Raw genomic sequence first — 21471 nt, 5'->3', positions numbered from 1 at the left:
GCGGGCGGGAGGGGCAGGAGTGCGGATCATGATCGCGGATGACGAGGCGGCGATCCGTGAGTCGCTGGAGCGGGTCCTCCAGGTCGAGGGTTACGAGACCAGCACCGTCGCCAACGGGCTCGCCGTGCTCGACGGCGTCGGCGGGGCCGGCGGCGACGCGCTGGACCTGCTGATCCTCGACGTGATGATGCCCCGCCTCGGCGGGTTGGAGACCTGCCGCCGTTTGCGGGCGGCAGGACGGGATCTGCCGGTGCTGATGCTGACCGCCCGGGATCAGGTCTCCGACCGGGTCGCCGGGCTGGACGCGGGCGCCGACGACTATCTGCCCAAGCCGTTCGCCACCGAGGAGTTGCTGGCCCGGGTGCGGGCCCTGCTGCGCCGGCGCACGCCGGCCGGCGACGGGGAGTCACAGATCCTGTCGTTCGCCGACGTGCGGATCGATCCCGACCGGTTCGAGGCGTGGCGTGGCCGTCGGCCACTGCACCTGACCCGGACCGAGTTCTCCCTCCTGCAGGTCCTCGTGCGCAACGCGACCCGGGTCCTGACCCGCGACGCGCTGTTCGAGGCGATCTGGGGCTTCGACATGAGCACCACCGCCAACAACCTTCAGGTGTACGTGAGCTACCTGCGCCGCAAGATGGAGGCCGAGGGCGAGCCGCGATTGATCTACACGCTTCGCGGACTGGGATACACGTTGCGGGAGACGCCTCCGTGAGCAGATCCGAGGTCCGGGAGCCGCGCCGGCTGACCCGGTGGTGGCGCGGGCGGTCGCTGCGGACCAGGATGACGGTGATCGCGGCGACCGCCATCGCGGTCAGCGTGTTCGTGTCCTTCCAGGTGGCCAGCGAGCTGATGGACCACAAGCTGCTGGACACCGCCGAGGATCAGCTGCACGCCGACGCCCGCGTCCTGGCGGCCGGCGCGGAGCGCGCCGGCCTGGCGCAGGTCCAGCTGCCGCCGTACCCGGGATCCGGCCGGCTGGTGCGGGTCATCCTGCCCGGCGGCGCGACCCGGACGCCGGCCGGCCAGCCCGAGCTGCCCCCGGTCAGCGAGGACGCCGGGCGCGTCGCGAAGGGCGCGTCGACCGACCTGCTGGAGTCGACCGACTGGAACGACGGCTACCGCGTCTACACGCTGCGGGCCGGCGACGGCGCGGTCCAGGTGGCCGACCTCGCCGACGACAGCCCGATCAACGAGTTCGGGTTCGGCATGCTGTTGATCGGGCTGTTCTGCGTGGCCGGCGGCGCCCTGATCGGGCGGGGCGTCGCGCGGGCCGCGCTGGCACCGATCGACCGGCTGGCCGCCGCCGCGGTGCGTATCGCGGACACCCGGGATCTCGACGCCGGCATCCCGGACGAGGGCGGTGGGGAGATCCGGCGGCTGATCCAGTCGATCAACGACATGCTCGCCGCGCTGCGGGAATCCCGGCAGGCTCAGCGACTGCTCGCCGAGGACGCCTCCCACGAGCTCAAGACCCCGCTCACCAGCCTGCGCCTCAACATCGAGCTGCTGATCCGGCTCGATCGGCGCGGCACCCTGGACAGTGCGCTGCCGGCGGAGAGCCGGACCCGGCTGCTCAACGATCTCGGCGCCCAGGTGGCCGAGTTGAGCACGCTCGCCGCCGAACTGACCGAGGTGGCACGCGGTGACGTCAGCGACGAGAGCACCGAGCTGATCGACTTCGCCGACGTGGTGGTGGCCGCCGCGACCCGGGCGCGTTCGCGCATGCCCGACATCGAGGTCGCGCTCGACGTGGGCTCCGTGTGGGTGAGCGGGCGGCCCGCCGCGCTGCAGCGGGCGGTGCTCAACCTCATCGACAACGCCGGCAAGTGGTCCCCCGCGGACCAGCCGGTCCAGGTCCGGCTCCGTGCCGACGACGCGTCGGCCGTGCTCGAGGTCGACGACGCCGGACCAGGCATCGACGCCGCCGACGCGCCGCGGGTGTTCGACCGGTTCTACCGTGCCGACAGCGCCCGGTCACTGCCGGGATCCGGCCTCGGGCTGTCGATCGTGCGGCGGGTCGTCGACGCCCACGGCGGCCGGGCCACCGTCGCACGCTCCACCCGCGGTGGCGCGCTGCTCCGGGTCGACCTTCCGGCCGCTTCCCCGCCGGTCACGTGAGGGTCTGGAAGGAGCGGCGGGAGAAACCCATCATGAAGCCGTCGATGGTGGTGCGGACGGTGCGGTCGGCCGCGTCGGCGGCGCCGAGCGTGATGAACAGCGGCGTGAAGTGGTCCGGGGTGGGGTGGGCGAACGGCATGCCGGGCGCGCGGTCGTGCCAGGCGGCGAGTTCGTCGACGTCGCCGCGGGCCAGGGCCTCGGAGACCCAGGCGTCGAACTCGGAGGACCAGGCCGGTGGGCGGTTGTGCAGCACCATGTCGCGGGTGACCGAGCGCATGCCGTGGGTCATGAAGCCGGAGCCGATGATCAGCGTGCCCTCGGCGCGCAGTTCGCGGAGGCGGGCGCCGAGTGCGAGCAGGCGGGCGCCCGCATCCAGGGTCCGTCGTCGAAGAGCGGCGGGGCGCTGTGGCTGAGGTAGAGCGCGGGCAGCGGGCCGTCCGCGGGGGTCCAGTCGCGCTGTGCACGGGCACGCGTGATGGCCTGCGGCAGGAACGCGTCGTACGCGGCGGCGGGTAGTCCGGACATGGTGGTGCTCGTCTCTCAGAGGTTGAAGGGGCCGTCGGGGTCGACGGTGCGCATGATCCGGCCGCAGATGTCGTGCAGCTGCTTGGGCTGGGTCTTGGTCAGGGGGTCGAAGACGAGGCGGCGGACCTCCTCGACGTGGCCGGGCGCGGACGCGACGACCTTGTCCATGCCGTCGCCGGTGAGGATCGCGAGCGTGTAGCGGCCGTCGCCGGGGTCGGGGGCGCGGCGGACCCAGCCGCGTTTCTCCAGCCGGCCGATCGCCTGGGACAGGCGCGGGAGCGAGCCCTCGGACATCCGGGCCAGCAGGCTCATCCGCAGCTGCCGGTCGGGGGCGTCGGAGAGCGCGGCCATGATGACGTACTCGAAATGGCTGATCCCGGCGTCGCGCTGCATCTGGGCGTCGAGCGCGGCGGGCAGGCGGACCAGCGTGGCGACCAGCGCCTTCCAGGCCTTCTGCTCGTCGGCGCTCAGCCAGCGGGGTTCGTCCGTCACGTCGCCGAGTATAGCGATGACTTGCACGCTTAACTCATCGCGACTACGGTTCGCTTAACTGTTTAAGTCATTGGAGACGTTGAGGAATCATGAACATCGTTCTGTGGGTCATCGCCGGGCTGCTCGCGGTCGCGTTCGGCTTCTCCGGCATCATGAAGCTCACCCAGCCGCGGGCGAAGCTGGTCGCCTCCGGCCAGGCCTGGGCCGAGCACGCCCCGGCCGGTGCGGAGAAGGCGATCGGCGCGGCGGAGCTGGCGGCCGCGATCGGCCTGATCGTGCCGCCGCTGGTGGGCATCGCGACGATCCTGACACCGCTGGCCGCGACCGGCCTGGTGCTGCTGATGATCGGCGCGATGATCGTGCACGTGGTGCGCAAGGAGTTCCCGATGCTCGCGCCGAACGTGGTGCTGGCGATCCTGGCCGCGATCGTGGCGTGGGGGCGGTTCGGGCCGCACGCGTTCTGACCCCTTGATCGGGTGCCGTGACCGATTACGCCGGTTGCGGCACCTCGATCGGTGAATGGGCATGCGCCGATGCCGATTCTGTTCTAGCGTCCCCTGTGGTCACCGACACCCATGGGGGCATGATGCTGAGACGAACGACTGTGGTTCTCACCTCGATCCTCGCGATGCTGCTCAGCACCGCGCAGGGCGCGCAGGCACACGGCGGCGGCGGGTTCTCGCCCGGCGCGCCCGGCATCGGCGACGCCTACTACCCGCTGGACGGCAACGGCGGTTACGACGTCCGGCACTACGACCTGGACATCGGCTACACGCCCGCGACCGACGTGCTGACCGGCGTCGCCACGATCAGCGCGCGCGCCACGCAGAACCTGTCCGCGTTCAACCTCGACTTCGAGGGCCTGACCATCCGGTCGCTGACCGTGGACGGCAAGGCGGCGGCCTACACGCGCAACGGCGGCGAGCTGACCGTCACGCCCCGGCACGGCCTGCGCAAGGGCCGCGGGTTCACGGTGGTGGTGCGCTACGACGGCGTCCCGCAGACGATCGACGACCCGAACCTGGGTCTGACCGGCATCTTCCACACCGACGACGGCATGATCATGGCCGGCCAGCCGGACGTGGCCGCCACGTGGTACCCGGTGAACGATCACCCGAAGGACAAGGCATCGTACACGATCAGGACGACCGTGCCCGAGGGCCTCGAGGTGGTCTCCAACGGCGCGCTGACCGGCACGAAGACCCGCCGCGGCCTCACCACCTGGACGTGGGACGCGCCCGAGCCGATGGCGTCCTACCTGGTCACGGTCAACGTCGGCCAGTTCGACATCACGTCCTACAGGTCCGGCGGCATCCGCTACTGGGACGCGGTCGACCCGGACCTGCCCGGTTCCAGCTACGGGCCGTTCATCAAGAGCGCGTTCGACCGGCACCCGGAGATCAACGGCTTCCTGGCGGACGTCTTCGGGCCGTACCCGTTCCGCACGTCCGGCGGCATCGTCGACGACATGGAGGGGCTCGGCTTCGCGCTGGAGACGCAGACCCGGCCGATCTACTCGAAGTACTTCTTCACCAGCGCGGACAACGGCGCCGGCGTGGTCGTGCACGAGCTGGCCCACCAGTGGTACGGCGACAGTCTCGCGGTCGGCCGCTGGCAGGACATCTGGCTCAACGAGGGCTTCGCCACCTACGCGGAGTGGCTGTGGACCGAGCACGAGGGCCAGGGCACGCCGCAGCAGATCTTCGACGCCAGCTATGCGGACTTCCCGGCCGACCACCCGTTCTGGCAGCTCAAGATCGGCGACCCGGGGCCGGTCAACCTGTTCGACTACCCGGTCTACCTGCGCGGCGCCATGACGCTGCAGGTGCTGCGCAACCGGGTCGGCGACGACGCGTTCTTCCGGATCGTCCGCGGCTGGGCCCAGACCCGCAAGGGCGACAACGTGACCACGCCGGAGTTCATCGCGTTCGCGGAGCGGGTGTCGCGTCAGCAGCTCGACGACCTGTTCGACACGTGGCTGTTCACGCCGGGCCGGCCGGAGGTGGCTTCTCCGGCTCGCGCTTCGGCGGATTCCGCAGCCCCGGCTGCGCCGGAGCTGCGCCGCTGATTCACCGCGGGCCGGGTTCCGCCGATCGGAGCCCGGCCCGTGCGTGGTTTTTCAGAGCATCAGAGGGTACGGCCCGTCAGCGCGACGAGCAGGCCGTGTGCCGCGCTCAGGGGCGTCCGCCCGTGGAGCGAGACAGGCGGTTCTCGTCGCGCACGAGGTGCCCGCCCGTCGAGCACGATGGACGGGTCGCGTCGCGCCCAGGGTGTTCGCCCGTGGAGCGCGACGCGCGGGCTGTGCCGCCCCGGGAGGTTCTCAGCGGGAGGAGAACGCCGCGTCGAACGCCGCGTCCGGCGCGTCGAACGCCAGGTTCCGCACGAAGTGCAGCGCCTCGGGCGCGCCGACCAGGCGGTCCATGCCGGCGTCCTCCCACTCGATGGACAGCGGCCCGTTGTAGCCGATCGCGTTCAGCGCGCGGAAGCAGTCCTCCCACGGCACGTCGCCGTGCCCGGTCGAGACGAAGTCCCAGCCGCGCCGCAGGTCCGCCCACGGCAGGTGCGAGGCGAGCCGGCCGCGGCGGCCGTCGCCGGTGCGGACCTTCGCGTCCTTGCAGTCGACGTGGTAGATCCGGTCGGCGAAGTCGAGGATGAAGTTCACCGGGTCGAGCTCCTGCCACACGAAGTGCGACGGGTCCCAGTTCAGGCCGAACGCGGGCCGGTGGTCGACCGCTTCCAGCGCCCGCTTCGTGGTCCAGTAGTCGTAGGCGATCTCCGACGGGTGCACCTCGTGCGCGAACCGCACGCCGACCTCGTCGAACACGTCCAGGATCGGGTTCCACCGGTCCGCGAAGTCCTGGTAGCCGCGCTCGATCATCGAGGCCGGGACCGGCGGGAACATGGCCAGCGTGTGCCAGATGGACGAGCCGGTGAACCCGACGACCGTGTTCACGCCGAGCTTCGCGGCCGCGCGGGCGGTGTCGGCGATCTCGGCGGCGGCCCGCTGCCGTACCCCCTCCGGTTCGCCGTCGCCCCAGATCCGGGCCGGCACGATGTCCTGGTGCCGCTCGTCGATCGGGTGGTCGCAGACGGCCTGGCCGACCAGGTGGTTGGAGATCGCGAAGACCTGCAGGTTGTGCTTGGCGAGCTGTTCGCGCTTGCGGTCCACGTACGACTCGTCGGACAGCGCCTTGTCCACCTCGAAGTGGTCGCCCCAGCAGGCGATCTCCAGCCCGTCGTAGCCCCACTCGGAGGCGAGCCGGCACACCTCCTCGAACGGCAGGTCCGCCCACTGACCGGTGAACAGCGTGATCGGTCGCGCCATGTGATCTTCTCCCTCGATGCGCGCGGTGCCTGTGGTGGGGCCATGCGGCGGCACAGACGCGCGTGCGGCGTCTTCACCAGCCGGTCGGCGCGAGGGAGGGCCGAACCAGGACCCGGCAGGGCACGCCCGGTGAGGGCCGACGGGATCGTGCACCCCGGGCGGGTTGCGCCTCCCGCCCGAGCCGTCGGCCCGCGGGACAGCCCGCGGATCCGCTCCTCACCTTAGGCCATGATCAGCCCGCCGTGAACTCCTTCGCGATCGACTCGACGCCGCGCAGGATCAGGTCCAGGCCGAGGAGGAAGTCGGCGTCGTCGATCCAGTCCGGGTGCGCGCCGAACGCGCCGCCGGCCACCGCGGCCGACAGCGCCGGGTAGATCGCCGGGTCGAGCACCTGGCCGAGCATCGCGCCGTAGTCGGCCGGTCCTTCCAGCCCCTCCTGCGGGGCCAGCGCGGCGGCGAGCGAGGCCTGCTGGGCGGCGTACCCGGTCAGCGTCGTCGCGATCGCGATCCCGGCCTGCGCGGGCAGCCCGGTGCCGGCCAGCGCCGCCAGCGCGCGGTCGAGCCAGAGCAGCGTGCGCGGCCCGGTCGGCGGCGTGCGCCGGGTGAGCTCCAGCTGCCACGGGCGCGCGATCAGGAAGTCCCGGTTCGCCCGCGTCCAGACCGTCAGGTAGTCGCGCCAGCCGCCCTCGAACACGGGCGGGTCCGGCACTGCCGCGTCCGCCATCAGGATCAGCAGCTCGTCCTTGTTCCCGACGTACCGGTACAGCGACATCGGCGCGACCCCGAGCGCGCTCGCCACGCTGCTCATCCGCACGCCGGCCAGCCCGTCCGCGTCCGCGATCGCGATCGCCGCGGCCACGATGCCGGGCACGTCCAGGCTCGGCCGCGGCCCGTGCCGCGAGCTGGTGTCCCGCCCCCACATCCGGGCGACCGTCGCATCCATCCGGTCAGTCTAGAGATTCTTACTGCGTATGCCGTACGGTGTAGCTTGTACGCAGAAGGAGAGGGTCATGGAACGCTCGATCAACGTCGATGCGGTGCGCGGGTTCGCGCTGCTCGGGATCTTCGTGGTGAACGTGACGTTCATGGCCTCGGCCTACCCCGGCAACCTCACGGTCGACCCGCGCTTCGGCTCCGCGCTCGACGAGGCCGTGCGCCTGCTGTCGTCGGTGCTGGTCGACATGAAGTTCTACGTGCTGTTCTCGTTCCTGTTCGGCTACAGCTTCACGCTGCAGATGCGCGCCGGCGACGGCTTCACCGCCCGGATGCTGCGCCGCATCGCCGGGCTGTTCGTCATCGGCGCGCTGCACACGGTCTTCCTGTACGGCGGGGACGTGCTCACGACGTACGCCATCGCGTGTTTGATCTTGCTCTTGATGCGCCGCGTCCGGGACGTGACCGCGATCAGGGTGGCTGCCGGCATCTACGCGTTCGTGCTGCTCAGCATGGTGATCAGCGGGCTGCTCGTCGACGCGTCCGCCTGGCTGCCCGACCCGGCCGTCGCGACCGCCGAGACCGCGCGGATGGCCACCGGCGGCTGGGGCGCCCACATCGCGCACAACATCGGCGGCCTGTGGCTCCTCCTGCTCAACGCCGCGTCCGTGCAGGGGCCGACCGCGCTCGCCATGTTCCTGCTCGGCATGGTCGCCGGGCGCCGCGGGCTGCTGTCCCGCGTCCGCGGCGACGAGCCGGTGCTGCGCCGCATCCAGTGGATCGGATTCCCGGCCGGGCTGGCCGGCGGCCTGATCTACGCGCTCGGCGGCGGCAACGGTTCCGGCCTGGCCGCGGCCGCCAGCGTCGCCACCGCGCCGCTGCTGACCGCGGCCTACGTCGCCACCCTCCTGCGGATCATCCGCCGGTGGGGCGCGGTCCGGCAGGTGCTGGCCCCCGCCGGCCGGATGGCGCTGACCAACTACCTCGGCCAGTCCGTCGTGGGGCTGCTCGTCTTCACCGGCGTCGGCCTCGGCCTGGCGGGCACGTTCTCGCCGGGAGCGCTGATGCTGCTGGTCGCGGTGGTCTTCGCGGGTCAGAGCGCGGCGAGCGCGCTGTGGCTGCACCACTTCCGCTACGGGCCGGCGGAGTGGATCCTGCGCTGGCTGACCAACGCCCGGCGCCCGGCCCTGGCGGGCGCCGCCTGACCACCTGTCGATGTCCTGGCCGGCCGGCCGGCTGGTCGTCGGGCGGGACGCGTGGCACGCCGCGCAGACCGACCCTGCCGGGTTCGAACCGAGCCCGAAGCGGCACATCGACGAGGAGTCCATGCTGCTCGGCGCCGCCGAGCCGGCCACCGCGGACGTGATCGCGGCCGTGCTCGGGCGCGTCGCGGAGGAAGCCCGGCAGGTCGGCGGCGGACCCGTCGGCGGCGTGACGCTGACCCATCCGGCCGCCTGGGCCGCACCCCGGCGGCAACGCCTCGAAGAGGCCGCGCGGACCGTCTTCCCGGACGTGACCCTGGTGTCCGAACCGGTCGCCGCCGCGAGCTACGTGGTCGAACGCGCCGGCACCCGCATCCCGCCCGGCGGTCACGTCGTGGTCTACGACTTCGGCGCCGGCACCTTCGACGTCTCCGTGGTCCGCGCCGGCGGCACGGGCCTGGAGGTCGTCGCCACCGAGGGACTGGACGACACCGGCGGCCTCGACGTCGACGCCGCCATCGTGGACCTGCTCGGCCGCGCCTTCGAGGCGCAGGACCCGGCGATCTGGCAGCGGCTCGCCGCACCCACGACCCGCCCGGACCAGCGCGCCCGCCGCATCCTGTGGGACGGCGTCCGTACCGGCAAGGAGATCCTGTCCCGGACCACCTCTACCGTGCTGCACGTGCCGGTCTTCGACGCTGAGGCGCCGTTCGGCCGCGAAGAGCTGGAGGCGGTGGCGCGCCCGATCCTGGACCGGACGATCGAGGCCACCCGCCGGGTCCTGGCGCACGCCGGCGGCGACACACCCACCGGCGTGTTCCTGGTCGGCGGCGCCAGTCGCATGCCGCTGGCCGCATCACTGCTGCACCAAGCGCTCGGCGTCCGCCCCACACTGCTCGACCAGCCGGAGCTGGTCGTCGCGGAGGGCGCGCTCTACACGATGCCGCCGACCGACCCCGTGGCCGCACCAGCCGACATCCCACGCATCGCCACACCCGCGAGGACGCGGCGACGGGTGCCCGTCATCGCGGGCACCACCGCCGCGCTGCTCCTGGCCACCACGCTCGCCGTCTGGGCCGGCAACCGCGACACACCTCAGGGCAGCGGCCCGGCCCCCTCCTCACCACCGGCCTCGCCCAGCGCCGCCGCACCCAGCGTCTCGCCCACCCCGTCGATCGGCCCCGGCCTGGACCCGTGCCTGGTCGGCCTGTGGAAGCAGGAGCAGTACGGCATCGACGCCAACATCTACGACAGCCGCACGCGCCTGACCGGCTACGACACCGGCACGATCACCTACCGGCCGGACGGCACCTACGAGATCGTCTACTCCGGCGCGCCGATGGGAGCGTCGATCACGGACGGCCGCTGGGAGAACGTCTTCAAGGGCACGATCAGTGGTCGCTACCAGACCAAGGACGGCAAGATCGTCGTCTCCGGGCTGACCGCCAAGGGCACCTCGGTGCTGTCCCGCAACGGCCAGGTCAACAACTCCACGACCATGACCGGCAACACCGAGCCCGTCGAGTACACCTGCACCGGCACGACGCTCGCGCTGCACGCCAGCTTCTACGACGTCGAACTGTCCCGCACCACGACGTGACCGGCCACAATCACGATCCGAAGGCAGATGTCCCGCTTCCGGCGCGGTCACCGTCCGCGAGCTCCCGCGGCCTCGGATCCGTGGCCGGTCACCACAAACCCCCACGCACGGCCGCAGGCGGCCTTCCCGCCGGATCATGGGTGAGAGATGCAGTTCTTCCGTACCCCCGCCGGCCCTTGATCTTGATCCTGTCCTTCACGCCGGGCCGGACATCAGATCGGCGAAGTTCGCGGCCGCGAACTCGGACGTGAGCAGCCGTGCGAGGCGGGCGCGGGCCTCCGGTGCCGGAACGGCCCGGCCGTCACTGCGCCGGAGTCGTGGAACGCTTCGGTGAGCCAGTGCGAGAACTCGCCGCGGGCCGGCGCCTTGGACGTGTCCGGGTCGTGCGCACCCGGTCACCCAATATTGATTAGTGGCTCAGTTGTCCGGCGTGGCGCGGGCGTCGTAGTCGAGCCGGGCCCGCTCCACCTCCGGCAGGTGTGTGTTCTTCCACGCGCGCATCGGCGCGGCCGCGCCCAGGATGCTCTCGCCCAGCGGCGTCAGGCGGTACGTGACGTTCGGCGGCATCACGGCGTAGACCGTCCGGTTCACGAACCCGTCGCGCTCCAGCGTGCGCAGCGTGGCCGTGAGCACGCGCTGGCTGATGCCGGGCAGGGCGCGCTTGAGCTCGGTGAACCGGCGCGGCCCGTCGGCGAGCCGGCCGATGACCGGCAGCGACCACTTGTCCGCGATCAGCGGCGCGGTGCAGGGACCGCCTGCGGTCATGGTTACCTCCAGAGAACCGGGGCACCCGAAAGTGCCTGATTGTGGCGTTTTGGCCGACGGGACAGGATCGAGGGGCAATCGTAATCGCGGAAAGAGGCGGTACCGGCAATGGCGACATATGTGCTTGTCCACGGCGCGTGGCACAGCGGCGAGGTGTGGGACCGGGTGACGCCGCTGCTGACCGCGGCGGGGCACCGGGTGTTCGCGCCGTCGCTGACCGGGCACGGCCCGACGCGGGACCGGATGACACCGGAGGTGGGGCTGGAGACCTACGTCGGTGACATTGTCACGCTGCTGCGCGCGGAGGATCTGCACGACGTGATCCTGGTCGGGCACAGCTACGCCGGCATGGTGATCTCCGGCGCGGCCGGCGCGGTCCCGGAGCGGATCGGGCGGCTCGTCTACCTGGACGCGATGGTGCCGGTCGACGGCGAGACCGCGGTCGACGTGATGCCGGAGATCGCCGGCATGATCGAGGCGTCCGGGTCGTGGCGGGTGCCGCCGTTCCCGCTGGAGTTCCTCGGCGTGACCGCGCCGGAGGACGTGGCCTGGGTGAGCGGGATGCTGACGGACGAGCCGGCGCTCTGCTACCGGCAGCCGGTGCGGATGGCCGGGCCGGCCGTGGCGGCGGTGCCGCGGACCCACATCCACTGCGTGGGCGAGTCGCGGGACGTGACCAGGCGCCCGGTCGACGGCGAGGTGTGGACGCTGGCGTCCGGCCACGACTGCATGGTCACGGTGCCCGGCGCGCTGGCGGACCTGTTGCTGAAGCTGGGCTGACGAGCCGGCCCGGTGAGAGGCACTGCCGGGCGGGCGGGCGCGCGACCGGTGGGCCGCGGAGGCGAGTGGGGCCGCGTCCGGAAGATCCCCGGGTTTTCGCCCGCGACCGGCCCGGCGGCCGGGCGCGGGACGGGACCGGCCGCCGGGCCGGCGCCACCGAGCCGTCCGGCCGGCGGGCCGCGAAGCGTTCTCAGGGGGTGCGCGCGCCGGCGCGTACCCCCTGAGCTGCTTTTATCTTTCGATTCTCTGGTTCTTGCCGATCACGACGATGCCGTTGTCGGACACCGTGAAGCGCTGCCGATCGCGCTCGAGGTCGACGCCGATCTCGGCCCCCTCCGGAATCCGGACGTTCTTGTCGATGATGGCGTTGCGGATCACCGCGTGCCGGCCGACGTCCACGCCGTCGAGCAGGACGGAACCGCTCACGTTCGCCCAGGAGTGGACGCGGACGCCGGGGGAGAGGATCGAGTTCTCCACCATCGAGCCGGAGACCACCACACCGGGGGAGATCATCGAGCCGACCGCGCGGCCCACGCGCTCCTCCCAGCCGTGCACGAACTTCGCCGGAGGGTACGGCGCATGGTCGGTCAGGATCGGCCACTGCATGTTGTAGAGGTTGAAGATGGGGTGGATCGCGATCAGATCCATGTTCGCCTCGTAGTACGAGTCGAGCGTCCCCACGTCCCGCCAGTAGGCCCGGTCCCGTTCCGTGCTGCCCGGGATCACGTTGTCCCGGAAGTCGTATACGTTCGCGGTACCGCGGGACACGAAGCTCGGGATGATGTTGCCACCCATGTCGTGCTTGCTGGACAGGTCCAGGCCGTCGCTGGTCACGGACTCGATCAGCGCCTTCGTGGTGAACACGTAGTTGCCCATCGAGGCGTAGATCTCGTCCGGCGCGTCCGGCAGGCCGATCGCGTCCGACGGCTTCTCCCGGAACGCGGAGATCCGGCGGCCGCTCTCGTCGACCTCGATCACGCCGAACTGGTCCGCCATCGACAGCGGCTGGCGGATGCCGGCCACCGTGACGTCCGCGCCGGAGTCGATGTGGTCCTGCAGCATCTGCAGCGGGTCCATCCGGTAGATGTGGTCCGCGCCGAAGACGATGACGTAGTCCGGATCCTCGTCGTTGATCAGGTTGAGGCTCTGGTAGATCGCGTCCGCGGAGCCGGCGAACCAGCGGGGGCCGAGCCGCTGCTGGGCCGGGACGGGCGTGACGTAGTTGCCCAGCAGATTCGACATCCGCCAGGTCTGGGTGATGTGCCGGTCCAGCGAGTGCGACTTGTACTGGGTCAGCACGACGATCTTGAGGAAGCCGGCGTTCGCCAGGTTCGACAGGACGAAGTCGATGAGTCGGTAGATGCCCCCGAAGGGCACGCCGGGTTTGGCACGGTCGGCGGTGAGCGGCATGAGCCGCTTGCCCTCACCTCCGGCCAGGACGATGGCAAGAACTTTGGGCGTCATGAAAGGACGTTAACCAGGCGCGCGACGCTCCGCCAGCCGGGAAGCGAATCTTTGTTTAGGGTGCGATGGTGGGCACTGACAGGTTTAGAGTCGACCTTCTCTCGCGGGAGTACCCGCCATCCGTCTACGGCGGCGCCGGCGTGCACGTGGAGTACCTGGCGGCGGCGCTTCGCGCGCTGACGTCGGTCAATGTGCACTGTTTCGGCGCTCCTCGTCTCGACGCTACGGCGTATGCCGATATTAGCGAACTAAAGGACGCAAATCCGGCATTGCAGGTGCTCGGGGTGGATCTGGCCATGGCCGCCGGCGTGGCCGGCACGGACGTGGTGCACAGCCACACGTGGTACGCCAACCTCGCCGGTCACCTGGCCAAACTGCTGCACGGCGTCCCGCACGTGGTGACGACGCACAGCCTCGAACCGCTGCGCCCGTGGAAGGCGGAGCAGCTCGGCGGCGGCTACGCGCTGTCGTCGTGGGCGGAGAAGACGTCGCTGGAGGCCGCCGACGCGGTCATCGCGGTCTCCGAGGGCATGAAACGCGACGTCCTGGCGGCCTATCCCGGCGTATCGCCCGACAGGGTGCGGGTGGTGCACAACGGCATCGACACGGTGCAGTACGCGCCGGATCCCGCCACGGAGGTGCTCGAACGCCTCGGCATCGCCACCGGCGTCCCGACGCTGACGTTCGTCGGCCGGATCACCCGGCAGAAGGGCCTGCCCTACCTGCTGCGCGCCGCCCGGCAGGTCGACCCGTCCGCACAACTGGTGTTCCTGGCCGGCGCGCCCGACACGCCCGAGATCGCCGCCGAGGTCGCCGGCCTGGTCGACGAGCTGCGCGCCACCCGGGACAACGTGGTCTGGATCCCGGAGATGGTCACCAAGCCGGAGGTCATCCAGATCCTCACGCACAGCACGGTGTTCGTCTGCCCGTCCGTCTACGAGCCGATGGGCATCGTCAACCTTGAGGCGATGGCGTGCGAGACCGCGGTCGTCGCCACCGCCACCGGCGGCATTCCCGAGGTCGTCTCCGACGGCGTGACCGGCCTGCTGGTCCCGATCGACCAGGTCTCCGACGGCAGCGGCACCCCCGTCGACCCGACGCGCTTCGTGACCGACCTGGCAAACGCGATCAACTCGCTGATCACGGACCCGGACCGGGCCCGCCAGATGGGCCTGGCCGGCCGGCAACGGGCCGTCGACCACTTCTCCTGGCCGGCGATCGCGGAGGCCACGATGGAGGTATACCGCTCGGTTCTCTGACTCGTGCCGACGCCGGCCCGCGCCGTGTCGAGTTCGTCCTGAACCGTCCCGTCGCGCGGCACGTCGACGCTGGAGGTCGGACCCGGGCCGCGGGCGGTCTGGACGTTCTGACGGTGGTGGTGAGGGGCGGTCACCCGCCCCTCACCCGCCTACCGCAGGTGCCGGGTGAAGAACCGCACCGCGTCCGCCCACTCGGCCTCCGGCACCTCACCGTGCCCGCCGGGATTCGCGTGCAGCGCCTTCTCCTGGCTGCCGATGCTGTCGAACAGCTCCAGCGCCGCATCCCGCGACACCAGCTCGTCGTCCCACTGCATCAAAAACCGCGTGGGTACGGAGATGAGCGCCGCATCCGCCGACTCGTGCCCGAGAAGGCCGAGGACGGCCGCGCGAACCCTCGGTTCCCGCGCGACGAACGGAATGCCGAGCCCGGAGCCCATCGACAGGCCGAAGTAGCCGATCGGGCCCGGGTCGAGGGCGTCCAGGACCGCGCGCCACTCGGGGATGCTCTGGTCGGAGAGCAGCTTGTGCAGCGCCGCGACGCCACCGGGCTCGCGGATCCGGGCGATGGCTTGCTCGTGCGCCTCGGTCCGCGGGCGGCCGTTGTGGGCCGGGGCGTCCATGGCAAGCACCGCGAACCCGCCGTCGAGGACGAAGCGTCGGGCCGCGGCGAGCATGGAAGGGGCCTTCTTGTGCTGGCCGCCGCCGTGGGCGTTGACGATGAGGGGGCGGTCGGCGAGCTTCTTGCCGTCGTCCGGGGTCCAGAGCACGGCGGGGACGTCGTCGAGGAGGAATTCCTGCTCGGTGATGCCGTCGGTGGAGGTGAAACGCATGTGGGTGCCGGCCTTTCGGGGGTGCCTCGGGCGGGCGCTCCCTAGCCTCTGTCCACGAGGGAGTCCCGCGCTGTCGGTGCAGCGTTGATGGGTCTCACCTCCTTGGGGGTTTCACGGTCGGCGAGAACTTATCACGCAGTGGGGGGTGGTGTCGGTGGCGTTTTGCCTCCGGCGGGAGCGCCCCGGAGCCGGAGCGCTCCCGCCGGAGGTCCGCCGGAGGCAAGAACCGCCGCCCACACCACCCAATGCCACCCGAGGGGCCATCGGCACCAGAATGCCGCCGGTTCACCATCAGGGCTGCTGTCTGCCGAAATTTCGGGCGCGGAGCGCCCGGCACCCGCTTCCGGCAAGACCCTGATGCTCAACAGCAGCGCCCCGGGCTCGAGACGGTCCTGTGCTCGGTCAGAGCATCATCGAGACCGGCGCGCCCTCGTCCAGCAGCAGGCGTCCGTGGTCCTCTGCGGTGATGAACGGGTTCAGCCCGGCGTAGCGGCTGCCGACCTCGGCGTCGCGCCAGAAGCGCTGCAGCGGGTTGTCGTCCGTGAAGCCGCTCGCACCGTGCAGGTCCAGCAGCCGGGCGAGCGCGGCCCGGCTGTCCTGCGCGGCCTGCACAAGGTCCATGCGCATGCGGGAGCGGTCCGCGATCGGCAGATCCGTGTCCGTCTCGTCCAGCGCGTCGGCGACCGCGAGGGTGCGGATCAGTGCGCCGTCGATCAGCCGGGAGGCCTCCGCGAACCAGTGCCGGGCCAGCGGCGATTCCGCGGTCCGCCGGTAGGTGGTGCCGGCGGGCGCCCGGTCTCCGCGCAGCGCGGCCTCGACCACGTCCCGGGCGCCGTGCGCGGCGCCCAGCACGGGGGCCAGGTGGGCCAGCACGGCCGCGACGGAGAAGCGGGCCGGCACCGGGGGCGGGGGCAGCAGCGTCCGGTGTGCGGGGACCTCGACGCCGTCCGCCACCAGCGTGTGGCTGCTGGTCCCGGCCATGCCGAGGGCTCGCCAGGTGCGCTCGATCGTCAGGTCGGAGAGCGGTACCAGCGCGACGGCACCCTTCGCCGGCACGCCGTCGACCAGCACCGGCGCGACCAGCATCGCCCAGGTTGCCAGCTCCGAGCCGGAGGCCATCCGCCAGCGGCCGTCCAGTCGGAGCCCGCCGTGATCGGTCTCGGTGGCGGCGCCGGTGACGACCGCGCTGGCCGAGGCGACCGCGTCCGGGTCGGCGAAGATCTCGGCGCGGGCCTGGCCGGGCAGCATCGCGTCCATCATCTGCTTCGCGGACGCGGACAGGCAGGTGACCCAGGCGGTGGAGGGGCAGGCGCGGCCGAGTGCCACGCCGACCCGGACCAGCGTGTGCTGGCTCGCGTCATGACCGCCGAACGCGGTGGGCACGGTCAGGCGCAGCAGGCCCGCATCCCGTACCGCGGCGATGCTCTCGGGGGTTGGTTTGAGCTCCTTCTCGGTGCGGGCGGCGTGTGCGGCCAGCACCGGTGCCACGTTCTCGGCTTCTTTGATCAGTTCGGTGGAGATAAGTGACATGTCAACTTCCGTCGTGATGGGGGGACATGGCCAGGGCGGTGCGGGCCAGCGCCAGCCGTTGCGCGTCGCGCGAGCCCGGTTCCGGCGTGAACACGACGGCCCGCAGGTCACCGTCGTGGATCGCGAGGATGTCGCAGTCCACGGTGAAGTCACCGACGACCGGGTGGTGGATCGTCACCCGGTCGTCGTAGTAGCGGCCGGGGCGGGCGGTCTCCCACAGCGCGCGAAAGTCCGCGCTGCGGGCCGCGAGGTCGGCCACCATCGACGCCAGCTCCCGATCGGCCGGGTAACGGAGGGACGCGGCGCGCAGATCCGCCACGACCTGCTCACGGAAGCGCCGCATGCGTTCGGGGGTGCGCGTCGAGTTGCCCGGCGGCACGCCCGGGGCCGGCGCGACGAAGAACCGCCACACCATGTTCCGGTCACGGCCGAGCGCCACCTCGGTGGCGCTGCAACCCATCGCGGTCCACGACAGGTTCCAGTCGATCACGGTCCAGGCCGCGTCGCACACGCAGACCGGCAGGTCGCCGAGCCGGTCCAGCAGGCGTCGCGCGCCGGGTCCCAGCTGCCGCGGTACGAACCCGGCACCTCCGGCGGCGTGACCTGCCAGGACGCACAGGTACTCGTACTCGTCGCGGCTGAGCCGCAGTGCCCGGGACAGCGCGTCGAGCACGCTTGCCGACGGCCGCCCCCGCCCCTGCTCCAGCCGCTTCACGTAGTCCGCGGACACCCCGGCCAACTGCGCGACCTCCTCGCGCAGCAGCCCCGGCGACCGGCGGCGCCCATGCGGCACGAGTCCCACGGCCGACGGGGTCAGCCGCTCCCGCCAGGCCCGCAGTACCGCCCCGAAATCATTCCGCTCCGCCACACCGGTCATCCTTCCCGCCCGGCGGCGAAAGAGCCTGGCCCACTCACTCCCACGTACCGGCCGCTCAGTAGAGCCCGCTCGCCCGCCTCAACTCCTCCGCCATCCGCCCGCGCAGATCGGCCGGTCCCAGCACCTCGACGTCCGCCCCCAACCCCAGCAACGCCGTGAACGCCCACCCCGCGCTCTCGAAAGGCACCGTCAACTCCACCCACTCGCCGGCCGCGGACACCGGCACGAGCGCCTGCCCATGGGTCGGCAGCACCTCCCGCAACCGATGAAGGGCACGTGCGGCGATCCGCACCGTCACCGACACCGCCGTCTTCTCCGCCTCCAGCGATGCCCGCGCCTCCGCCCAGACCTCCGCCAGCTCGAACCCGGCCGGCCTGCGCACCGCCTCGGACAGCAACTCCACCGACCGCACCCGCGACACCCGGTACGTCCGCCGCGCCCCCTCACGCAGCGCCACCAGATACCAGACCCCCGCGGCCAGCACGAGCCCGAGCGGATCGACGTCCCGCACCGACGTCTCCCCGGACCGCACCGTGTAGACGATGCGCGCACGCCGGTCGGACCAGACGGCGGAGGCCAGGTCAGGCAGGCACGGAGTCGGCTCGGCCGTCCCGAAGAACCGGACCGGATCGAGGTGGAAGCGCGCCGCCGTCGCCGACGCCCGAGCGCGGGCCTCACCCGTCATCCCGGCCAGCACCTTGGTCCGTGCCCCCTCCAGCAGCGAGCCCAGACCCAGCTGCGCCGCCGGCCCGGCCAGACCGAGGAACGCGAGCGCCCCGGCCTCGTCCAGCCCCAGCCCGGTCAGCCGCGTCCGGTACCCGCCGTCCAGCCGGTACCCGCCGGCCGGCCCACGCGTCGACCGGATCGGCACGCCGGACGACACCAGCGCCTCCGCGTCCCGCTGCACGGTCCGCTCGCTCACCTCCAGCAGGCGGGCCAGTTCAGCGCCCGTCGCCTGGCCGCGGACTTGCAGGTGCAGGAGCAGGGACATCATCCGGGAGGCGCGCACGAAACAGATCATCCCGCGCGATCCCGACATGCGCTGTCGGGAATTCACGGCAGGATGGACGGCATGACCGAGATCGTGTTGTTTCATCACGTGCAAGGGCTGACCGACGGGGTACGCGCGCTGGCCGCCCGTTTCGAGGCCGCCGGCCACACCGTCCACCTGCCGGACCTGCTCGACGGAAAGATCTTCGCGACCGTGCCGGAGGGGCTGGCGTACGCGCAGGAGATCGGCTTCTCGCGCATCGCGGAGCGGGGGAGGGCGGCGGCGGACGCGCTGCCGGAGGACGTGGTCTACGCCGGCATCTCGATGGGTGCGCTCCCGGCGCAGATGCTGGCGCAGACCCGGCCGGGCGCGCGCGGCGCGGTCCTGCTGGAGGGCTGCCTGCCGGTGAGCGAGTTCGGCGCCTGGCCGAAGAGCGTGCCGGTGCAGGTGCACGGCATGGACGAGGACCCGTTCTTCGCCGGGGAGGGGGATGTGGACGCGGCCCGTGAGCTGGTGAAGGAGGCGGCGGACGGCGAGCTGTTCCTCTACCCGGGCACCGTGCACCTGTTCACGGACAGCAGCCTGCCCTCCTACGACGCGGACGCTACCGCGCTGGTCGTGGAGCGGGCCACGGCAATGATCTCGAAACACTAGATCTTCTCGGCGCGCGGAACCGGGTCGGCTGGTTTAGGTTTGCAGGGTGACCGGACGATTTCCCATCGAAGAGGTCGGCCCCACCGTGGACGCGGGCCGCTACCCGGCGAAGGCGGTCGTCGGTGAGCTGTTGCCGGTGACGGTGACCGCGTACCGGGAGGGCCACCACGCGCTCGGCGTCAACGTCGTCTGGCAGGGGCCGGACGGCGACGACCGCGCGTTCACCCGGATGAGACCGCTCGGCCTCGGGCTGGACCGGTGGGAGGCGCTCATCCGGCCGGACGCGCCCGGCGCCTGGACGTTCCGGATCGAGGCGTTCGACGACCCCTACCTGACGTGGCACGGCGCGGTCACCAAGAAGCTGGAGGCCGGCCAGGGCATCGCCGACCTCGCGAACGATCTGGCCGAGGGCGCGGCGCTGCTGGCGGAGGCGGCCCGGCGGCTGCCGCTGAACGCGGAGAGCCGGGCCGGCATCCAGCTCACGGACAAGGGCTACCGGTACGGGCAGGGCTCGGTGATCGAGAGCGCGGCCGAGATCCCGGAAGACGCGGTGCCGACCCCGCGGGCCGAGCGCGCGCGGATCTTCGCGGCAGCGGAGGCGCTGCGCGACGAAGAATTGTCCCTCGAACAAAGAACCACCCCGGCGCTCCAGCTCGAAGACCTCCTCTGGGAGAAGCCGGTACGCCGGCTGGTGACGAGCTCCGAGTCGTACCCCCTCTGGGTTGATCGCCGTAAGGCGGTTTTCAGCTCCTGGTACGAGTTCTTCCCGCGGTCCGAGGGCGCGGTGCTCCCGCATCAGTCGGGCACGTTCCAGACCGCGATCAAGCGGCTGCCCGCGGTCGCCGAGATGGGCTTCGACGTGCTGTACCTGCCGCCGATCCACCCCATCGGCCGCATTCACCGCAAGGGGCGCAACAACTCGCTGATCGCGCGCGCGGAGGACGTCGGGTCGCCGTGGGCGATCGGTGCGGAGGAGGGCGGCCACGACGCCATCCATCCGGATCTGGGCACGGTGGAGGACTTCCGCGAGTTCGTCCGGCAGGCGAACGAGCTGGGTGTGGAGGTCGCGCTGGATCTCGCGCTGCAGTGCGCGCCGGACCATCCGTGGGTCACCGAGCACCCGGAGTGGTTCACCACGCGCGCGGACGGCACGATCGCGTACGCGGAGAACCCGCCCAAGAAGTACCAGGACATCTACCCGCTCAACTTCGACAACGATCCGGAGGGGATCCGCGCGGAGATGCTGCGGATCGTCCGGCACTGGATGGGCGAGGGGATCCGCGCGTTCCGGGTGGACAACCCGCACACGAAGCCGCTGGACTTCTGGTACTGGCTGATCGGCGAGATCAAGAAGACGGACCCGGACGTGATCTTCCTGGCCGAGGCGTTCACCCGGCCGGCCGTCATGCACGGGCTCGCCAAGATCGGGTTCACGCAGTCGTACAGCTACTTCACGTGGCGCAACAGCGCGGAGGAGATGCGGGAGTACTGCGAGGAGCTGGTCGCGGCCGCGCACTACATGACGCCGAACTTCTGGCCGAACACGCCGGACATCCTGCACGAGGCGCTGCAGCACGGCGGGCCGCCGATCTTCAAGATCCGCGCGGTGCTGGCGAGCATGCTGTCGCCCAGCTGGGGGATGTATACCGGCTACGAGCTGTTCGAGCACGAGCCGCGGCCGGGGGTGGAGGAATATCTCGACAACGAGAAGTTCGAGCTGCGGCCGCGTGACTGGGAGCTGGCCGAGGTCGAGGGCCGCTCGCTGAAGCGATATCTGACCACGCTGAACAGCATCCGGAAGCGGAATCCGGCGTTGCACTGGTTGCGGAACCTGCGTTTCCACCACTGCGACAACCCGGCCATCCTGGTCTGGTCCAAGAAGGATCCGGAGTCGGCGAACACGATCCTGGTCGCCTGCTCGTTCGACCCGAATGCGGTGCAGTGGGCCACGGTGGATCTGGAGATGCCATCGTTGGGGCTCGGCTGGGACGACCGGGTAAGACTGCATGATCAGCTGAGCGGGGCGAACCATGTGTGGGGCGCCTCGGGGAACGCGGTACGGCTGGACCCGGCGATCAACCCGGCCCACATCTTCACCGTCGAGCGGATCGGAGGGTGACCAT

General features: G+C 71.3%; 21 protein-coding genes. 10 read left to right on the top strand and 11 right to left on the bottom strand.

The features are described 5' to 3' along the window. Positions 1-28: 28 nt before the first annotated feature. Positions 29-715, top strand: coding sequence for a response regulator transcription factor (locus OP04_RS46045; protein ID WP_232324002.1), 687 nt, complete (start codon positions 29-31; stop codon positions 713-715). Then, positions 712-2121, top strand: a complete 1410-nt coding sequence (locus OP04_RS46040) for a HAMP domain-containing sensor histidine kinase (RefSeq protein WP_051800093.1) — start codon at positions 712-714, stop codon at positions 2119-2121. The genes OP04_RS46045 and OP04_RS46040 overlap by 4 nt, the downstream gene beginning before the upstream one ends. On the opposite strand, the gene OP04_RS56285 is transcribed toward OP04_RS46040, so the two are convergent. Genes OP04_RS56285 through OP04_RS46025 form a run of 3 tightly spaced genes read right to left on the bottom strand, consistent with a single transcriptional unit; the run spans position 2114 to position 3138 of the window. Then, positions 2114-2449 (bottom strand): dioxygenase family protein, encoded by a 336-nt coding sequence (locus tag OP04_RS56285; protein WP_232324004.1) that lies wholly within the window; start codon positions 2447-2449, stop codon positions 2114-2116. The genes OP04_RS46040 and OP04_RS56285 overlap by 8 nt on opposite strands. After that, positions 2428-2646, bottom strand: a complete 219-nt coding sequence (locus tag OP04_RS56280; RefSeq protein WP_033346383.1) for a hypothetical protein — start codon at positions 2644-2646, stop codon at positions 2428-2430. The genes OP04_RS56285 and OP04_RS56280 overlap by 22 nt, the downstream gene beginning before the upstream one ends. Positions 2647-2661: 15 nt before the next feature. Then, positions 2662-3138, bottom strand: a complete 477-nt coding sequence (locus tag OP04_RS46025) for a MarR family winged helix-turn-helix transcriptional regulator (protein ID WP_157241255.1) — start codon at positions 3136-3138, stop codon at positions 2662-2664. Between the two features lie 89 nt (positions 3139-3227). On the opposite strand from OP04_RS46025, the gene OP04_RS46020 reads away from it, so the two are divergent. Then, entirely contained in the window at positions 3228-3602 is a 375-nt protein-coding gene (locus OP04_RS46020; protein WP_033346382.1) for a DoxX family protein, read from the top strand. 119 nt (positions 3603-3721) lie between these two features. Continuing rightward, positions 3722-5206 carry a M1 family metallopeptidase gene (locus OP04_RS46015; RefSeq protein WP_232324001.1) on the top strand — a complete coding sequence of 495 codons (1485 nt, stop codon included), beginning with the start codon at positions 3722-3724 and terminating at the stop codon, positions 5204-5206. Between the two features lie 252 nt (positions 5207-5458). Here OP04_RS46015 and OP04_RS46010 read toward each other — a convergent pair whose 3' ends face one another. Together OP04_RS46010 and OP04_RS46005 are read right to left on the bottom strand one after the other, a co-directional pair. Beyond that, the gene (locus tag OP04_RS46010; RefSeq protein WP_033346381.1) at positions 5459-6463 is read right to left on the bottom strand and encodes a sugar phosphate isomerase/epimerase family protein; all 1005 of its coding nucleotides are present in this window, start codon (positions 6461-6463) and stop codon (positions 5459-5461) included. Positions 6464-6695: 232 nt separating this feature from the next. Further along, complete coding sequence (locus OP04_RS46005) at positions 6696-7406, bottom strand: TetR/AcrR family transcriptional regulator (protein ID WP_033346380.1); 711 nt, start codon at positions 7404-7406, stop codon at positions 6696-6698. 67 nt (positions 7407-7473) lie between these two features. Between OP04_RS46005 and OP04_RS46000 the strand changes: the two genes are divergently transcribed. Further along, a complete protein-coding gene (locus OP04_RS46000; RefSeq protein WP_033346379.1) occupies positions 7474-8601 on the top strand; it encodes a DUF418 domain-containing protein in 1128 nt (375 codons plus the stop codon). A gap of 10 nt (positions 8602-8611) precedes the next feature. Further along, entirely contained in the window at positions 8612-10198 is a 1587-nt protein-coding gene (locus tag OP04_RS50920) for an Hsp70 family protein (protein ID WP_051800090.1), read from the top strand. Between the two features lie 417 nt (positions 10199-10615). Here the strand turns inward: OP04_RS50920 and OP04_RS45990 are convergent, their stop codons facing one another. Next, positions 10616-10963 carry a winged helix-turn-helix transcriptional regulator gene (locus OP04_RS45990; RefSeq protein ID WP_033346378.1) on the bottom strand — a complete coding sequence of 116 codons (348 nt, stop codon included), beginning with the start codon at positions 10961-10963 and terminating at the stop codon, positions 10616-10618. Between the two features lie 108 nt (positions 10964-11071). On the opposite strand from OP04_RS45990, the gene OP04_RS45985 reads away from it, so the two are divergent. Beyond that, positions 11072-11743, top strand: a complete 672-nt coding sequence (locus OP04_RS45985) for an alpha/beta fold hydrolase (RefSeq protein ID WP_033346377.1) — start codon at positions 11072-11074, stop codon at positions 11741-11743. A gap of 231 nt (positions 11744-11974) precedes the next feature. On the opposite strand, the gene glgC is transcribed toward OP04_RS45985, so the two are convergent. Next, positions 11975-13207: a glucose-1-phosphate adenylyltransferase gene (glgC, locus tag OP04_RS45980; protein WP_033346376.1), complete on the bottom strand. Its 1233-nt coding sequence runs from the start codon at positions 13205-13207 to the stop codon at positions 11975-11977. Positions 13208-13272: 65 nt separating this feature from the next. On the opposite strand from glgC, the gene glgA reads away from it, so the two are divergent. Further along, complete coding sequence (gene glgA, locus OP04_RS45975; protein WP_033346375.1) at positions 13273-14466, top strand: glycogen synthase; 1194 nt, start codon at positions 13273-13275, stop codon at positions 14464-14466. A gap of 149 nt (positions 14467-14615) precedes the next feature. Here glgA and OP04_RS45970 read toward each other — a convergent pair whose 3' ends face one another. From OP04_RS45970 to OP04_RS45955, 4 genes are all read right to left on the bottom strand, one after another. Continuing rightward, complete coding sequence (locus tag OP04_RS45970; protein WP_033346374.1) at positions 14616-15296, bottom strand: alpha/beta hydrolase family protein; 681 nt, start codon at positions 15294-15296, stop codon at positions 14616-14618. 402 nt (positions 15297-15698) lie between these two features. Continuing rightward, on the bottom strand, positions 15699-16826 hold the full coding sequence (locus OP04_RS45965) for an acyl-CoA dehydrogenase family protein (RefSeq protein ID WP_051800089.1): 1128 nt from the start codon (positions 16824-16826) through the stop codon (positions 15699-15701). A gap of 1 nt (position 16827) precedes the next feature. Continuing rightward, positions 16828-17694 (bottom strand): helix-turn-helix domain-containing protein, encoded by an 867-nt coding sequence (locus tag OP04_RS45960; protein WP_232324000.1) that lies wholly within the window; start codon positions 17692-17694, stop codon positions 16828-16830. A 64-nt stretch (positions 17695-17758) separates the two neighbouring features. Continuing rightward, the gene (locus tag OP04_RS45955) at positions 17759-18712 is read right to left on the bottom strand and encodes a helix-turn-helix transcriptional regulator (protein WP_157241253.1); all 954 of its coding nucleotides are present in this window, start codon (positions 18710-18712) and stop codon (positions 17759-17761) included. A gap of 63 nt (positions 18713-18775) precedes the next feature. On the opposite strand from OP04_RS45955, the gene OP04_RS45950 reads away from it, so the two are divergent. Together OP04_RS45950 and OP04_RS48920 are read left to right on the top strand one after the other, a co-directional pair. Next, a complete protein-coding gene (locus tag OP04_RS45950; protein ID WP_033346410.1) occupies positions 18776-19348 on the top strand; it encodes a dienelactone hydrolase family protein in 573 nt (190 codons plus the stop codon). Between the two features lie 46 nt (positions 19349-19394). After that, on the top strand, positions 19395-21467 hold the full coding sequence (locus OP04_RS48920) for an alpha-1,4-glucan--maltose-1-phosphate maltosyltransferase (protein WP_035087356.1): 2073 nt from the start codon (positions 19395-19397) through the stop codon (positions 21465-21467). Positions 21468-21471: the final 4 nt, after the last annotated feature.

Origin of the sequence: Catenuloplanes japonicus, from assembly GCF_000717135.1 — a bacterium.
Lineage (GTDB): Bacteria > Actinomycetota > Actinomycetes > Mycobacteriales > Micromonosporaceae > Catenuloplanes > Catenuloplanes japonicus.
Note: the sequence above shows the minus strand (reverse complement) of the source record. Positions and strands in the feature narration are given on the sequence as shown.